Genomic DNA, 16,210 nt, shown 5'->3' with positions numbered 1-16,210 from the left:
TTGCGCCCGTCAGAGGGTGTCCAGCTGCCGCGGACGTTCAATGTGGAATCCCTGGGCGTAGTCCACGCCCAGCATCTTGAGCGTGGTGACCACTTCACGGTGCTCCACGTGCGGCGCCACCACTTCCTTGCCCAAAAAGTGGGCCATTTCGGTCATGGAGCGCACCATCAGCTGATCATTCTTGTCCGTATGCAGATCGCGGATGAATGAGCCGTCGATCTTGATCATGTCCACCGGCAGTTGCTTGAGAAACTGCACCGAACTGACCCCGGTACCGAAGTTGCCCAGGCAGAAATGGGCACCATATTCGTGCAGCTCGTTGATGAAATCCACCACGTCAGCAAGCTGGGTAATGGCAGAGGCTTCGGTAATCTCGAAGGTGATCTTGTCCAGGGGGCAGTCGAAATGGGTCAGTTTCTCGAAAATGTATTCCAGCAACACTTCATCATTCAGCGAATGCCCGGAAAGGTTGATGGAAATGCCGCCCAGAGACTCGATCCGGCTGCGGTTGGCCACCATCCAGTCCAGCACCCGGCCCACCACCCAGCGATCCACATCCTGCATGCGGTTGTACTGCTCTGCCGCACGGACGAAATCGACAGCGGGGATCAGTTGTCCCTGTGAGTCGTGGATACTCAGGAGGATTTCATACTGTGGCCCCAGTGCCGTGTCGGCCTTGAGCGGGATGATTTTCTGGCAGCGCAGCAACAGGCGCTCATTGTCAAGCTTGTCATGGATGCGTGCCACCTCAGCCAGTACCCGCTCCCGGCGCGCCTGAACCTGATCATCCAGATGCCCGGCCACCACACGTTTCTCCTGCCGGGCCGCATCATCTGCCGCCGACTTGGCTGCAGCAATCAGACTGGTGGCCGCTGATTCCCTTGCCGTGACCGATACGAAACCGGCAACCGCCCTGACACTGACCCGGTCCGTCCCGATGGGCACGGGCTCGCCAAGCACCTCGTTCAGCAGGGCCGTCACCCGCGGCTCGCCGCCCCCGTCCAGGGCAAGAATGAATTCGTCCCCCCGAAGCGCCCCACCAGTTCCCGGCCCTGGCAGAAAGCCTGCATGCGGCCGGCCAGAGTGCGCAGCACCTCATCACCGGCGTCAAACCCGAAGGAATCGTTGATCAGCCTGAAGCCTTCCAGGGAAACCAGCACCACTTCAATGACGCTGTCCGGGGCCTTCTGCTCAAGCCACAGGGCAAGCTGCCGCTCGAATTCCTTGCGATGCATCACCCGCGTCAGTTCATCGTGGGTCGATGCGAATGAAAGCTGCTCGTACAGGTTCTTGACCATGATGTCGAGACTTTCGTCAACGATCTCCTTGTCATGCTCCGGATCCGGTACGGCAATGCCGTCACGCAGATAGCGGGCCAGCGTGAGGGGCTCCAGATCCACCACCTTCATGCCCTGGTGGTTCACGAAGACATAACGACTGAAGTTCGCACCAATCCAGACGAGCCGGATAAACTGCGGCGCTTCCTCTCCGGGTTGCTGCAGCCGCAACCAGTCTCCGGTCTTCAGCTGCTGGGCGCGGCTCAGCCAGCGATGCAATCCGGCCTTTCTGGCTTCCTCGGCCAGCACTTCCGGATCGGGAGGCGTCGCCACCTCTTCCTCCACCAGATCCACCTTTTCCACCGGTTCGCTGACACCGCGAACCAGAAAATCCTTCAGCGCATCACGAATATGCCCCGATGGCAGGTGACTGCTGGAAATGGTGGCCAGCCCCTCCTGAATCAGGGCAAGCAGATCGCGGAGGTTGACCGGCGTCTCCGGATTCTCGGCAAAGGCCATCAACAGGTCCACGACGCTCAGGTAGTTCTGCCAGGCTTCGCTCTGCTCGCCCTGCCGGATGTGGGTCAGAATAAGCAGATCACGCCATCCGCCATCAAGCAGCGTCACCAGGGCTTTCGGAACCTTCCGGCCTGCAATCCGGCGCGCCAGCGCTTCCGTTACCGCACGCCGGGCCAGATCGACCTTCTGCTGTCCCTCCGCGGCCGCCGTCACGCGCTCCACGTTGCGCCGGTACAGCAGATTCTGACGCTCCACCAGTTCATCCAGCTCGGTCAGCACTTCATCAAACACATCCGGATCATTGGCGGCTTCCTGCTGGATGCGGGCGACCAGCGCATTGACACGCTGTACATTGACAGGGCTGAGGCGTGCACCCTTGACACCAATCTGAGCAAGCCGGTTGATGACCTTGCGTGCCGGCGCATCCCGATCCTCGAAGAATTCCGGATTGCGAAGCAACAGACGCAACAGGGGCAGTTCCAGACTGCGGATCTGGGATTTGGCGGTATCGGAGACCCGCGGGCTTTGCAGCAGGCTCATGAAGAACTGGTCCACCACATCCACGGCCTCCCCCTGTTTCGGCGTCAGGGGTTTCATCTTGCCGGATGCCCAGGCTTTGCGCAGGCGTGCCTTCAGCGAGTTCTGCCGATTCTCCAATTCTTCCAGCGGTATCGCCGGTGCGGGCTGCGTGGGTGCCAGTGTTTCGATCAGCTCCTCGCTGGAAACGGCATCCTGAGGCTGTTCGGTGACAGGAACTGCCGGTTCTTCCGTATCCGCCACCGCTCGGCGTGAACGCAGTGTTTCCAGCTGCCTGAACAGGTTGCGCACGGTTGAAAAGGAGTGCTCCGCGCTTGACAGCCCTTCATGAATGCGGGAAGCGGCCTCTCGTGTCGCAGAGCGCTGGTGCCGGGCCCGGCGCAGCGTTTCCGTCGTATCTTCCGGCAGGGACGATGCGCTGCCACCCAGACGGCCCTCAGCCCCGGGTCTGGCTCCGGGTGTTTCCCTGGCCGGCGCCTGTCCCTGTGCCTTTTCATCCGACCCGGGCGCGGTGGCGACCGGCTTCTCTTCCACCGTCTTGCTTGCCGTCTTGTCAGCCGGAACCCCCGCGGACATGTAACGGCTGAGGTCCAGATCCGGGAGCACGCCGGCCTTGATCAGGTACTGGTTCAGATCTTCATACAAGGGATCAAGATGTTGCAGCACTTCCCGGTCAAAGACCTGATAACAGAGCTTCTCGATGGCCACGCCCTGGCCGAGCGGCTTGATCGCTTCACGGAAGGCATGGCAAAGCACCGCGGGGCCCACCGGGTGATGGCCGGGCAGCGCGCCGATATCGGCGGCATCCAGACGCAGTTTCAGCTGCAGGAGCAGGTTCCGGTAGCGGGTCTCGGCGCGCGTGGACATGACCTTGAGTACCAGCCAGTCCTCGAACTCGTCCTTGTCCACCAGGCTCAGTGTACTGTTGCTCTGTCCTGCCGGAGAACCCGCAAAACTGACGGCTGCGGTCGGCTGCATCATCCGTGGCAGTGCGTCCATCGCCGTGCTCAGGAGTCTGCGCGCCTGATGCCGGATCAGAGTGGCTGCATCGGCGATGCGGTTCTGCTCCTGATCGCTCCCGGCCCGGCTGGCGGCGGCCATGAGGGCATCGGGAATCTGCTCCAGTGCGGACTGAACGAGAGGCCGGACCTGGGCATCCACACGCTTGCGCACTTCACCGCGCAAGGCATCGCTGACGGCATTGCGGGGACGGACACGGGTTTCGGACTGGAGATTTTCCGCCGCACTGATGCGGAGCATGGCACCAATCGCCGCAGGATTGGGCTTGTCCAGACGCAAGGCCGCCCCTTCGGGCAGCACACGCACAATCTCGCCGTTGAGCACATACTCCCGCGCCGTGAGGACATCCGCAAAGGCAATGCTTGCCATGTCCCCGGACTTCAGTCCCACGCCCTGAATGCCCTGCGGAATGACCCCGTCCGGTTGCTGGGGGCTGATATTGAAGAACAGTCCGCCGGAACAGAAGTCCTGGATCTGGATCCGCCACGTACGACCCTTCGGTCCGGTCAGCGAGGCATTGAGCTGAATGGTCCTGCGAGGACTGACCCGTCGTTCCATAAGAATCCTTGTGTCCTGATATCTGCGCAGGCCTGAGAATCGGGCCCGGTTGAGGTAGTATAGACCCGATTCACGAGCAGGAGGCAGTCATGAACGGATCAGGTCTGGGCACACGGCGCCTGTGGCGTCTGCCATGGCTCATTTTGACCGTTATTCTAGCGGGCTGCGAATCATTTGCCTACTATTGGCAGGCTGCATCCGGACATCTGTCCCTCATGCGCCAGGCCCGCCCCGTCCGGGAAGTCCTCGCGGATGAGCATACCCCCGAAGCCATCCGCCGGCATCTGCTGGCCGTCCAGTCCGCACGCACCTTTGCCCGCGACCGCATGAGCCTGCGCGTGGATGACAGCTATACCACCTGGGTCGCGCTGGACCGACCAGCCGTGGTGTGGAATCTGTTCGTCAGTCCGCCCAATCGTCTGCAGTTGCGTACCTGGTGCTTCCCGGTGGCCGGGTGTGTGGGTTATCGGGGCTATTTTGACCGCATGGACGCCGAGATGGCCGCCCGGCGTTTTGCGGAAGACGATGTGTGGATCGGGGGAGCCAGTGCCTATTCCACCCTGGGGTGGTTTGATGATCCGGTACTCAGCACCATGCTCGGCCCGGCTCCCCTGGATACCGCTGCGCTGATCTTTCATGAACTGGCGCACAAGACTGTCTGGGTCAAGGGTGATATCACCCTGAGCGAAAGCTGGGCCACCTTTGTTGAGCAGTCCGGCGCCCGGGCATTTGCTCAGGACCAGGGATGGCTGCCGGAACTCATGGCCTATCAGAGGAGGCAGGCAGCACGAGCCGCCTTCGCCAATCTGGTCGGACAGCTGATTGAGGCGCTGGAGCCCCTGTACGCGGCCTCCACACCCGAACAGGCACGCGAGCGTCGCGAGCCTTTGTTCAGGCGCTTTGCACAGTCTCTCGGGGACTGTGCCGACCGGCATCCGGCGCTGAAGCCCTGGGCACGGAGCTGGCAGACACCGCTGAACAATGCCCGTCTGCTGACCGTTCGCAGCTATACCCGCTGGGTAGGTGCACTTGAGGTTCAGTTCGGCCGACTGCACCGGAACTGGCCAGCCATGGTCGCCTGGTTCGGGGAACTGGCGACCCGGCCGGAGGCTCAGCGCCAGGCCACCTTACAGGAGCTGGACGCTCACGCGTCTTCCAGCGTCTTGACGAACACCTTGGAGTTTCGCTGCCAGTTGTAAGTTTTCTGGCGTGTGACCGGCAGGGCATCCGGCGTTGCCGGCTCAAAGCCGTGTTCGATAAACCAGTGTGCGGTCTGGGTGGTGAGCACAAACAGCCTCCGGATACCGCGCTCGCGGGCCAGACGCTCGGCACGGGCGAGCAGGCGCTCGCCTCGTCCCTGCCCGGCATAATCCGGGCGCACCGCCACGCAGGCCAGCTCCGCCGCATTTTCGCCCTCAAACGGATGCAGCGCGGCACAACCGATCACGGCACCGTCCCGCTCGTCAATGATGAAGTGGTCAATTTCACGTTCCAGGACTTCGCGGGAGCGGCGTACCAGAACGCCCGATTCCTCCAGAGGCCGTATGAGTTCGAGAATGCTGGACACATCCTCGATGGTCGCCGTGCGCACCTGCTCGTACGACTCATCGGTAATCAGCGTCCCCACACCGTCACGAGTGAACAACTCCTCCAGGATCGCGCCATCCCGCTTCCAGCTGATCCAGTGCACCCGCCGCACACCCTGCTCCAGCGCACGGCAGCCGGCTTCCAGCTTGCGACGCCTTTCCGAATCCGGCGGCAAGGTACGCGCAAGATGACGGGCCTCCTGCGCCGTGATTTCACGACAGGGTTTGCCATCGGCATTTTCGAGTGCCGGCAGGGCGTCATAGAGTATGAGCTTGTCCGCCCTGAGGCTTGCGGCCACTGCGCCGGCGGTGTCTTCGGCAGAAAGATTGAAGAGCTCCCCCGTCAGGGAACAGCCGATCGGCGGAATCAGCACGACAAATCCCTGCTCCAGCAGGCTCTGAATGGCCTGAGCGTCTACCCGGCGCACCGTCCCGGTCAGGCACAGATCCACGCCATCGAGCACACCAACCGGACGCGCCGTGACAAAGTTGCCCGAACACACCTTCACCGAGCTGTGATGCATGGGAGAGTTGGGCAACGCCATGCTGAAACGCGCCTCAAGGCGTGCCCTGAGTGCACCGGCCATCTGTGCCACCACTTCCATGGCGTGTTCATCGGTCACCCGCATGCCATGATGCAGACGTGAAGGTTCTCCGGAAAGGGCCAGGGCATGCTCCACGTCATGCCGGACACCGAAGACCAGCACCGTCTTGAGTCCCAGGCTGTTGAGCAGGGTCACGTCCGCGACGATTCGCTTGTAGCTTTCATCTGCAAACACGCTGCCATCCAGCATGATGACGAGGGTTTTGCCCCGATGTGCATGAATATAGGGTGATGTGTGGCGAAACCAGGCTACCTGATCTGTGGAACTTGTGTTCAACCGGGGGTGCTCCCTGTGCAGTACCGATCCACTGCCGCCTCCAGATAACGCTGCATGGCGGGAACAAATCTGAGATCCATATATTCGTTCGGCTGATGCGCCTGGTCAATATGCCCCGGCCCGAGCACCACCGTTTCGATGCCCTGCGCCGCAAGAAAAGGAGCCTCCGTGGCAAAGGCCACGGACTTGGGCGGCTGTCCGGTCTGGTCGGCGCTGAAACGAACCAGGTCTGCCTCGGGGGTCTGCCGGAAAGGCGGCACGCCGGCAAAGATCTGATTGAGGCGGATGGTGACGCCCCAGTCCTCCGCAACCGGCGCGACCGCATCACGCAGCATGGATTCCGTCTCGCGAATGTCCATGCCCGGATGCAGCCTGACATCAAATTGCAGTTCGCAATGACCACAGATCCGGTTCGCATTGTCCCCGCCATGTATGCAACCGAAATTCAATGTCGGGACGGCCACCTCGAATGCCGGGTCGCGGTAGCGGTCGGCCCAGGATGCCCGCACCCGTCGCAACGCATGCAAGGCATCGGCCATGGCCTCCAGCGCACTGGCACCCAATGCCGGGTTGGAAGAATGACCGCTGCGGCCTTCGATGGACAGCGAGCTGATGAGAATGCCCTTGTGCTGATAAACCGGTGCCATGCCGGTGGGTTCACCGATAATGGCATAACGCCCGAGACGACCATGGGACCGAACCAGGCGCTGGATGCCGGACATGGAGCTTTCCTCATCGGCGGTGGCAATCAGCGTCACCGGACGCCTGAGCCGGGACTTCTGCGCCGCCATGGCCGCCAGGGCAATGGGAAAGAAACCTTTCATGTCACAGACACCGAGACCGTACCAGCGCTCATCCGCCTCCGTCAGGGTGAAGGGGTCGTCGCGCCAGCGGTCCGCGTCCCAGGGCACCGTATCACTGTGGCCGGACAGGATCAGGCCATTCTCCCCCTCCCCCAGCGTGGCGATGAGATTGTATTTTTCGGGGGCTTCGGATACGGGCTGCACTTCAACCCTGCAACCCAGATCCTCGCACCAGTTGGCTAGAAGATCAATGACGCCCTTGTTGCTCTGATCCCATTCCGGCAGGGCGGACGAGACGGAGGGTTCCGCCACCAGGCGGGCCAGTTGTTCCCGGATCCGATTCAGGTTCAAGGGGTGGGCCTCGTGTAAATTTCCAGTTTGGCGATCTGTACCTTCTTGACAGGATAGCCTACTTCCCCGCCTGCGACCTGCTGGGTCAGCTCAATCTGCCACTCATCGGCACGGATGAGACGCCCCTCCAGGACCTTGCCCGAATGCAGGGTCACCCGTGCGGGAAGGTCCAGCCAGGCCGTGACATCCGTGGTGTCCACCTCAACCCATGCCGGGCCATTCTCCGGCTTTTGCACAACCGGTTTGGGCGGTGTCCGGACGGCCTTTGGCGCATACGGCTCAGCCGGGGGGGCCAGCGCCTTCTTCAGGGTGGCATTATCCACCACCAGACCAAGGTCCTGCACCGGACTGCCATTGACAACCAGCTTCAGGCCCAGCGCATCGAGCACACTGTCCGCACTCATGAAGCTGACCATGTTGTATTCAAAGTCAGGCAACGGATCAAGCACAATCCGGACATCCGCATTGCCCTGCATCCACTGGCGACTGGCCTCCAGCCAGCCCCGGCCCGGCCGGATACCGAGTGACTCCAGGGTCTGCCCGAGCTCCGTGACGGCAGTGTCCACCACCTGACTCTCGGTCATCCGTGACTTGGCCGCACAGAGACGATTGAGGCGCTGCTCGTATCCCAGGTCAGCCAGATCCAGATCCAGATGAATGACCCGCGGCGGCCTGGCACCGGCCGGCGGTGGCCAGCGCAGATCGTGATGCAGTTGCAGGTCGGCAGACAACTTGACACGGGACAGGTGCTCTCCGGTCAGCTCCCAATCCAGCCGCAAACGGCGGTCAAACCGGTCAAACGTCCATGACAGCTGACCGTCGAAGCCGATAAATCCGTATCCCATTTCCAGCAGCTGTGCAGCCTGAACCGTCTCCACGCCCCCGCAGGGCCGGGGAAAGAGGAGTTTTGCCAGTGGCCCGGGCAGTGCCGGCTCTTCACGCACATCAGGATGGACGCGCACGGGCATTTCTCCCCCTGCCAGGATAATGCGCATCTGCCCGGGCAACGCATTTTCGGCCTGCGAGAGCGCTCCCAGCAGCGACCAGACGGACGGGAACTCCAGTGTGATCCGCTCAAGGGTCAGGGTATCCCTGAGCCGGAAAGGGGTCAGTTTCACGTCGCGGATGGTGATATGCCCGTTCAGATCCGATTCGATCCAGCCGGTGCTCAGCGCGGCGGTCAGCGCCAGATCTCTCTTGACGTCATTCAGCCTTTCCTGGACAGCCAGCCACACAAAAACCTTGAACGCCAGAAAAAGCACCACAGCCAGAAAAACAGGCCAGAAAATCAATCGCTTCATGACAGCTTTACGCTTCCTTCCATCCTGTTGAGACAGGTGATAGCATACGCCTTGGCGCACGTTTGTGCCTGCCGGGTGTCTCATTTTGCCACAACTTTTGACTTGATACCGGGTGGCCTGGTGATTTCTGCCAAAATTGTCACAATTGTCTTTCATATCAAAGGGAATGGATGCACTGCATGTCTGACCAGCCCGAAAACCCGGATCTGAACCGGGCCGTCCGCTACCTGCAGCTGGCCCTGCCCGAAATGACCGAACACAAGGTGCCGGCCACGCCGCGCAACTATGCGGTCTGGTATGAGTACGTGCTCGGGCACAATCCGGAGCTGAATGCCCTGATTGATGCCCGCAAGGGTTCCGGTGCACCCTTTACCGAAGCGTTCAACGACAGCTTGTACCAGCAGTTCATTGCCGACCGGGGCAAGGCCGCCATCGACAACATCCGCGAAAATGTGCGGCAGCTGATCAATGAAATGCTCCATCAGGCCGAAAGACAGGGCCAGAGCCTGGATACCTACCTGACGACACTGGAGTCCGCCTCGCAGAAGCTGGCCGGCGATCAGTCACAGGTGGACCTGCCTGCGCTGGTGGGCGAATTGCTGTCAGAAACCCGGTCACAGCGGGCCTCCACATCGGACATTCAGGCCAGTGTAAAAACCATGGCAGATGAAATCCGGGCGCTGCGCAAGGAGGTGGAACGTCTTCATCAGGAAGCCAATACGGATCCGCTGACCCGCGTGGCCAACCGGCGGGCCTTCGACATTGCACTGGACAACGCCATTGCCTCGGCCAAGCTCAACGGCCAGCCACTGTCGGTCGTCATGCTGGATATCGACTATTTCAAGAAGGTCAACGATACCCACGGCCACCTGGTGGGCGACAAGGTGCTGCGCTTCATTGCATCCGTACTGCGACGGCAGACCAAGGGCAAGGATACGGTTGCCCGCTACGGGGGCGAGGAATTTGCCATCATCATGCCCGAGACGCCCCTGCAGGGCGCGGAAGCCGCGACAGAGAATATCCGTCGGGCGATTGCCGCCCAGGTTCTGCATGACAGCGTGGAAAACCAGCACATCGGACACGTCACCATTTCTGCGGGAATCAGCGAATATGTTTACGGGGAAGAGCCCGATACACTGGTGAGCCGGGCTGATGCGGCCCTGTATCGTGCCAAGCAGAACGGGCGCAACCGGGTGGAAGTCGCCGACGAGGCACCCCACCCGGCATGAAGGCCGTCAGCCGTTGACGCCCGCCTGAGTGATCAGGGTACCCACGCCTTCATCGGTAAAGATTTCAAGCAGCGTGGCATGCGGCACACGCCCGTCAATGATGTGCGCGCTCTTCACCCCGCCGCGCACGGCCTGAAGCGCACACTCGATCTTGGGCAGCATGCCGCCATGTATGGTGCCGTCGGCAATCAGCGCATCCACCTGGGCCGCGCTGAGCCCCGTGAGCACCTTGCCCGACTTGTCCATGAGCCCGGCGATGTTGGTCAGCAGGATCAGTTTCTCGGCCTTCAGCTCTTCCGCCACCTTGCCGGCCACCAGGTCCGCATTGATGTTGTAGGTACGGCCCGCCTTGTCCACACCGATGGGCGCAATGACCGGAATCACGTCACTGTCGGTCAGCATGCGGATCACTTCCGCATTGATCCGTTCCACCTCCCCTACATGACCGATATCGATGATTTCGGTGGTCTTGAGGTCCGGCGAGGAACGACGCACCTCCAGCTTCCGCGCCTGGATGAAGTTGGCATCCTTGCCGGTCAGACCGAGGGCCTTGCCCCCGTTGGCGTTGATCAGTGCCACGATGGACTTGTTCACCAGTCCGCCCAGCACCATTTCCACCACATCCATGGTTTCGCTGTCGGTCACCCGCATGCCATCCACGAAGCGGCTCTGAATGTTCAGCCGGCCGAGCAGATCACCGATCTGGGGCCCGCCGCCATGCACGATGATCGGGTTGATGCCCACCAGCTTCATGAGCACCATGTCGCGGGCAAAGGTATTTTTCAGCGTCTCGTCGGTCATGGCGTTGCCGCCATACTTGATCACCAGCGTCTTGCCCGCAAAACGCTGTATGTACGGGAGCGCACGGCTCAGAACCTGTGCGATCTGCTGTGCACTGTCTCGATCCAGCACCTGATGTTGTCTCCGTCAAAAGTTCAGTTGCAACCCGGGATCCACTGAATGCAGTTTTTCCCGGAATATGGCCTTGATGCGCTCAAGCGCCGCCTCGTTGTCGGCCTCGAAGCGCAGCACCAGCACCGGTGTGGTGTTGGAAGCCCGGCACAGGCCCCAGCCGTCAGCGTAATCCACCCTGACGCCATCAATGGTGGAAACGTTGCCGTCACCCCAGTCACCCAGGCGGGCCAGCGCTTCAATCAGGGCAAACTTGGATTCATCAGTGACGTTCACATTGATTTCGGGCGTCGACACGTCTTCCGGGAAGTCCGCAAACACCTCGTCCGAGGTGCGGTCTTCCACCCCCAGAATCTCCAGCAGCCGCGCCGCACTGTACAGGCCATCATCGAAGCCGTACCAGCGCTCCTTGAAGAAGATGTGTCCGCTCATTTCCCCGGCCAGCAACGCACCGGTTTCCTTCATTTTGGCCTTGATCAGGGAATGCCCGGTCTTCCACATGATGGGGCGGCCGCCATAGCCCGAAATCAGGGTATTGAGACGGCGGGTGCACTTCACATCGAAGATCACGTCGGCGCCGGGATTGCGGGAGACCACATCCTTGGCAAACAGCATGAGCAGGCGGTCCGGATAGATGATCTTTCCGGTGTTGGTCACGACCCCCACCCGGTCTCCGTCGCCGTCAAAGGCAATCCCCACATCCGCCTGATGGGTGCGCACGGCTTCAATGAGATCGGTCAGATTCTCGGGCTTGCCGGGATCCGGATGGTGATTCGGGAAGCGGCCGTCAATGTCGCAGTACAGGGGGATCACTTCACAGCCCAGCTCTTCAAGCAGACGCGGGCCCAGTTCTCCGGCCACACCGTTGCCGGCATCCACCACCACCTTGAGCGGGGCAGCAACGGCGATGTCATTGACGATGACGTCAACATAGTCTGCCCGCACGTCCATGTCGGTCACGCTGCCCTGCCCTTCGGCAAAATCATGCTGCTGAATCCGCCGCCACAGATCCTGAATGGTGTCCTGCGCCAGGGTCTCGCCCGCCAGCATCATCTTCAGACCGTTGTAATTCGAGGGATTGTGGCTGCCGGTCACCATGACACCCGATCCCGTATTCAGGTGATGGGTGGCAAAGTACAGCACGGGGGTGGGAACCTGCCCCACGCGAATCACATCCACTCCGGCCTGCGTCAGCCCCTGTGTCAGCGCCTCTGCAAGTGCCGGGCTGGACTGGCGCCCGTCCCAGGCCACACAGATCGTGCTGACACCGCGCTTGCGCCCTTCGCTGCCAATGGCGCGACCAATGACCCGGACAATGTCTTTCGTCAGGGTCTCCCCGACAATGCCGCGGATATCGTAGGCCCGGAAAATGCTCCGGGGTACCTCAATACGTTCCTGTTCGATAATTTCCATGCCGTCTTCCTGTACATTTACTTGCGTGGCGGGCGTCGAGCCTGTCCCGCCACCCTCCAGCGCATCCTCAAGATCCAGATCATCCAGCCCGGGGAACAGGGGCTCTTCCGCTGCGGCAGGGGCACTTTCCACCGGAGCGCCGCCAGCCTTGTTCGCAACTGCGGCGGTGGCGGCGGATGGCGACGCACCCTGCCGACCGCCCGGCGCATAGGCCTTGAACAGCTGTGCGATCAATGTCAGAGCATCGTTCACCAGCGCGATCCTGAGCTCGGGCACTGCCCGTGACCCCTGGCCGCTCAGCCGTACCTGCACAAAACTCACCAGGTCCGACAGTTCCTGATGCAGGCGTTTCTCCGTTCTCGGAACCGTCAGAAGCCAGGCGGCCAGCAGCAGCACCAGCCCGGCACCTGCGCCAGCCAGACCTCCCTGCCAGTCCAGCCCGCCTGCCGTGACCGTTGCAGCCTGGTAACGCACCTGCCACAAGGGGTGCGCCAGCGCCGCCATCAACTCGGGGCCCTGTCCATTGCCAGCACTGACAAAGGCCTTGCGGGCCTGATCCACCTTCTGGAGCAGCTCAACCCGGCCACTGACCTGACGCGGCTTCAGATAGGCTGCGTCATAAAAGACAATGAGCACACCCGCCAGCGCATCGCCCTTTCTGACCGGCGCGGCGTATTGTACATACCACTTGTCATTGACCGCAAAGGCCTCCGGCTCAACCGGCTTGCCGGACTCCACCTGGCGAATCATTTCCAGGGCAGCGAAGCCGACCGGGACCGGCTCGGAAAAATCCCGGGCGGCACTGCCCGGCGAAAAGAGGACAGCACGAACGGCGCCATCCAGAGCGGGCACTATCCACTGCTGCACATCAGACTGAGCCTCCGGGCTGCCCATCGCATCCAGCACCAACGGGTGACCGGCCCAGCGCTCCACCCCGTGCTTCAGGGTCTCCAGGCGGGCATTGGTGGCTGCTACCACGGCTTTCAGCGCGCTGTTGGCCTCCGCCTTGCGCAAGGCGTCGTCCGCAGGTTGCAGGATCAGCACCCAGAGCACACCCAGCAGCACGCCGAGCGCCAGAATGCCGCCGACCAACAGGGGGGACAGCATTGCAGCGAGCGACGCACCCTTGCGTACACGGGACTTCCGGTCAGGCTTTGCCGGCTTGTCGGCATCCCCGGCCCGGACTTCTTCCACCACTGCGTCTTTCTTCTTCTTGAACAGCGCCATGCGGACAGCTCTCCTTCAAACCTTCAGAATCAGCGGGTACCGGTGGAACCGAAGCCACCCCCGGCACGCGCACTGGTTTCGAATGTCTCCACCTGCTGCAAGGTCACCTGAACCACCGGCACAATGACCATCTGGGCGATACGCTCGCCCGGCTCGATGGTGATGGGCTCGTGGCCGCGGTTCCAGGCGGAGATCTTCACTTCTCCCTGGTAGTCGGAATCTATCAGTCCCACCAGATTGCCCAGTACCAGCCCCCGGTGTCCGAGTCCGGAGCGGGGCAGCAACATGGCCGCCAATCCGGGATCCTCCAGGTGAATGGCCAGACCGGTGGGAATCAGTTCCGCCTGACCGGGCTCCAGTGTCAGCGGCGCCTGAAGGCAGGCGCGCATGTCCATGCCTGCAGCACCCTCACTGGCATAGTGCGGCAAGGGAAAGTCCGAACCCAGTCTGGGGTCGAGAATTCTGAATTTGAGTACCTGTTTCACCGAAATGTCCTTACTGCGTTGTCATCAGTTCCGCCAGGCGCAGGATCAGTTCACGGGCCAGGGCAGACTTGGGCATTCGTGGCAAGGCGACCTCACCGTTTTCCGTCACCAGTACCACCTCGTTCTCCGCGGCATTGAAACCGATATCCGGCCGGGAAACATCATTGGCCACGATCACGCGCACACCCTTGCGAACACGCTTGTCCCGGGCATACGCCACCACATCCCGCGTCTCTGCGGCAAAGCCCACGCTGAACACGTCAGGATAGCGTTGCGCCAGCGTGGCCAGAATGTCCGGATTTTCCACCAGCTCCAGGGTCAGACCGGACGCGTCACCCTGTTTCTTGATCTTGTGGCCGGCCACCTCCGCCACACGGTAATCCGCTACCGCGGCCGAGGCGATCAGCATGTCCGCGCCCGCCTGCATGGCGGCGTCTGCCGCTTCCAGCATCTCGCAGGCGGTCGTGACCTGCCGGAGCGTCACTCCGCCGGGCGCCAGCAGGCTGACCGGGCCGGACACCAGTGTCACCCGCGCCCCCGCATCGCGCGCGGCTTCCGCCAAAGCATAGCCCATGCGGCCCGAACTGTGGTTGGTAATGTAGCGTACCGGATCAATGGGCTCCCGTGTGGGGCCGGCCGTAATGACCACGCGCCTGCCCTGCAGCACGGACGGCATCGGGTTGAGCGCAAGACGGACGGCCTCGACCAGTTGCTCCGGTTCCACCATGCGACCGGGGCCCACATCGCCACAGGCCTGATCACCGCTGTCCGGCCCGATGACCCGCACACGGCCGTCCAGTGCCTGCAGGCGCTTCAGGTTGTCCTGGGTCACCGGATTGCGCCACATGGCCTGATTCATGGCGGGGGCCAGCAGCAGCGGGCAACCGGACGCCAGAACCAGCGTGCCCAGCAGGTCATCGGCCATGCCGGCGGCCAGTCTCGCCAGGCAGTGCGCCGTTGCCGGCGCAATCAGCATGCACTCGGCCCAGCGTGCCAGCTCGATATGCCCCATGCCCTGCTCGGCATCCGTGTCCAGCACCCGGTCACGCACCGGGCGCCCGGTGACGGCCTGAAAGGTCATGGGGGCGACAAATGCCTTGGCCCCTTCGGTCATCACCACCTGGACCTCGGCACCTGCCTGGCGCAGAGTGCGGGCAACCTGCACGCTTTTATAAGCTGCAATCCCTCCGGTCACCCCCAGTACAACCCGCCGCCCCTCGAGCTCCATGACATTGATCCTCAAACAATTAACGTTAAGATAGCATACCGGAAGGCGGAACGTCATTGAAACAGGGAGGTCTCCATGTCCATCAAGTGCTGGCCGGCCAGTGAGCGGCCCAGAGAAAAGTTGCTCAGTCGCGGCGCCGGATCACTTTCCGATGCCGAGCTGCTGGCCATTTTCCTGCGCACCGGGATTCCCGGCCGGTCCGCAGTGGAACTGGCCCGGGATCTGTTGTGTCGGTTTGACGGTCTGCGCGGACTGCTCGAAGCACCACAGGAGGCATTCTGTGCCGCACCGGGCATGGGCAGCGCCAAGTATGCCCAGCTTCAGGCCGCCACGGAGCTGACCCGGCGTTATCTGGAAGCCGGTCTCAGCCGGGGCGATGCCCTGACGTCGCCGGATGCCACCCGCCGGTATCTGGCCAGTCGCCTGCGGCATCACGAGCGAGAGGTATTTGCCGCGCTCTTTCTCGACAACCAGCATCAGCTGATTGCCTGTGAAGAACTGTTCCACGGCACCATCAACCGCGCCAGCGTCCACCCCCGGAGGTGGTCCGGCGGGCCCTGGCGCTCAATGCCGCGGCCCTGATCGTGGCACACAATCACCCCTCCGGCTGCGCCGAACCGTCTGCCGGCGACGTGGAGATCACGCATCGCCTCCATGCGGCACTGGAACTGGTGGATGTGCGCCTGCTGGACCACCTGGTGGTGGGCGACCGGGAGATCACGTCTCTGGCGGAACGCGGCTGCATGCCCGCCTGAGCGCCGGCAGGTTTTCAAAATTTCCTTTGCCTTGCTGATCAATTTTTGCTATAAAGTCGGGCTCAAATTTCAGGGGTCTTCTGCCGGGTTGGTTCGGCAGGATTACGAATACAGCCACGCTGGTTGGA

The 16,210-nt window shown here is 62.0% G+C and carries 11 protein-coding genes and 1 pseudogene; 3 read left to right on the top strand and 9 right to left on the bottom strand.

Annotated elements, in window-relative coordinates; translation table 11 throughout:
- Positions 1-9: 9 nt before the first annotated feature.
- Positions 10-981: an EAL domain-containing protein gene (locus AAIA72_RS15320; RefSeq protein ID WP_369601154.1), complete on the bottom strand. Its 972-nt coding sequence runs from the start codon at positions 979-981 to the stop codon at positions 10-12.
- The gene (locus tag AAIA72_RS15315; RefSeq protein ID WP_369601153.1) at positions 978-3,911 is read right to left on the bottom strand and encodes a DUF1631 family protein; all 2,934 of its coding nucleotides are present in this window, start codon (positions 3,909-3,911) and stop codon (positions 978-980) included. Before AAIA72_RS15315 ends, AAIA72_RS15320 begins: the two co-directional genes overlap by 4 nt.
- 89 nt (positions 3,912-4,000) lie before the next feature.
- Between AAIA72_RS15315 and AAIA72_RS15310 the strand changes: the two genes are divergently transcribed.
- Positions 4,001-5,110 (top strand): aminopeptidase, encoded by a 1,110-nt coding sequence (locus tag AAIA72_RS15310; RefSeq protein ID WP_369601152.1) that lies wholly within the window; start codon positions 4,001-4,003, stop codon positions 5,108-5,110.
- Here AAIA72_RS15310 and argA read toward each other — a convergent pair.
- Genes argA through AAIA72_RS15295 form a run of 3 tightly spaced genes read right to left on the bottom strand, consistent with a single transcriptional unit; the run spans position 5,056 to position 8,833 of the window.
- Entirely contained in the window at positions 5,056-6,378 is a 1,323-nt protein-coding gene (gene argA, locus AAIA72_RS15305) for an amino-acid N-acetyltransferase (protein WP_369601151.1), read from the bottom strand. The two genes, AAIA72_RS15310 and argA, sit on opposite strands and share 55 nt — an antisense overlap.
- Entirely contained in the window at positions 6,375-7,532 is a 1,158-nt protein-coding gene (gene argE / locus AAIA72_RS15300; RefSeq protein WP_369601150.1) for an acetylornithine deacetylase, read from the bottom strand. Before argE ends, argA begins: the two co-directional genes overlap by 4 nt.
- Entirely contained in the window at positions 7,529-8,833 is a 1,305-nt protein-coding gene (locus AAIA72_RS15295) for a hypothetical protein (RefSeq protein WP_369601149.1), read from the bottom strand. The genes argE and AAIA72_RS15295 overlap by 4 nt, the downstream gene beginning before the upstream one ends.
- Before the next feature lie 179 nt (positions 8,834-9,012).
- Here AAIA72_RS15295 and AAIA72_RS15290 point away from each other — a divergent pair, with 179 nt between their 5' ends.
- Positions 9,013-10,062 carry a GGDEF domain-containing protein gene (locus AAIA72_RS15290; protein WP_369601148.1) on the top strand — a complete coding sequence of 350 codons (1,050 nt, stop codon included), beginning with the start codon at positions 9,013-9,015 and terminating at the stop codon, positions 10,060-10,062.
- Positions 10,063-10,068: 6 nt separating this feature from the next.
- On the opposite strand, the gene argB is transcribed toward AAIA72_RS15290, so the two are convergent.
- From argB to coaBC, 4 genes are read right to left on the bottom strand one after another with little or no spacing between them, the layout of a single operon-like run.
- Positions 10,069-10,974, bottom strand: a complete 906-nt coding sequence (argB, locus tag AAIA72_RS15285; protein ID WP_369601147.1) for an acetylglutamate kinase — start codon at positions 10,972-10,974, stop codon at positions 10,069-10,071.
- Positions 10,975-10,989: 15 nt separating this feature from the next.
- On the bottom strand, positions 10,990-13,614 hold the full coding sequence (locus tag AAIA72_RS15280) for a phosphomannomutase/phosphoglucomutase (protein ID WP_369601146.1): 2,625 nt from the start codon (positions 13,612-13,614) through the stop codon (positions 10,990-10,992).
- 29 nt (positions 13,615-13,643) lie between these two features.
- Positions 13,644-14,099, bottom strand: a complete 456-nt coding sequence (gene dut, locus AAIA72_RS15275) for a dUTP diphosphatase (RefSeq protein WP_369601145.1) — start codon at positions 14,097-14,099, stop codon at positions 13,644-13,646.
- Between the two features lie 10 nt (positions 14,100-14,109).
- Positions 14,110-15,327 (bottom strand): bifunctional phosphopantothenoylcysteine decarboxylase/phosphopantothenate--cysteine ligase CoaBC, encoded by a 1,218-nt coding sequence (gene coaBC / locus AAIA72_RS15270; RefSeq protein ID WP_369601144.1) that lies wholly within the window; start codon positions 15,325-15,327, stop codon positions 14,110-14,112.
- 75 nt (positions 15,328-15,402) lie between these two features.
- Here coaBC and radC point away from each other — a divergent pair.
- Positions 15,403-16,082: pseudogene (radC, locus tag AAIA72_RS15265) on the top strand (DNA repair protein RadC).
- Positions 16,083-16,210: the final 128 nt, after the last annotated feature.

The organism is Thermohahella caldifontis, from assembly GCF_041153465.1.
GTDB lineage: Bacteria > Pseudomonadota > Gammaproteobacteria > Pseudomonadales > Oleiphilaceae > Thermohahella > Thermohahella caldifontis.
The sequence above is the reverse complement of the archived record's forward strand: the minus strand, read 5'-3'. Positions and strand labels throughout refer to the sequence as shown.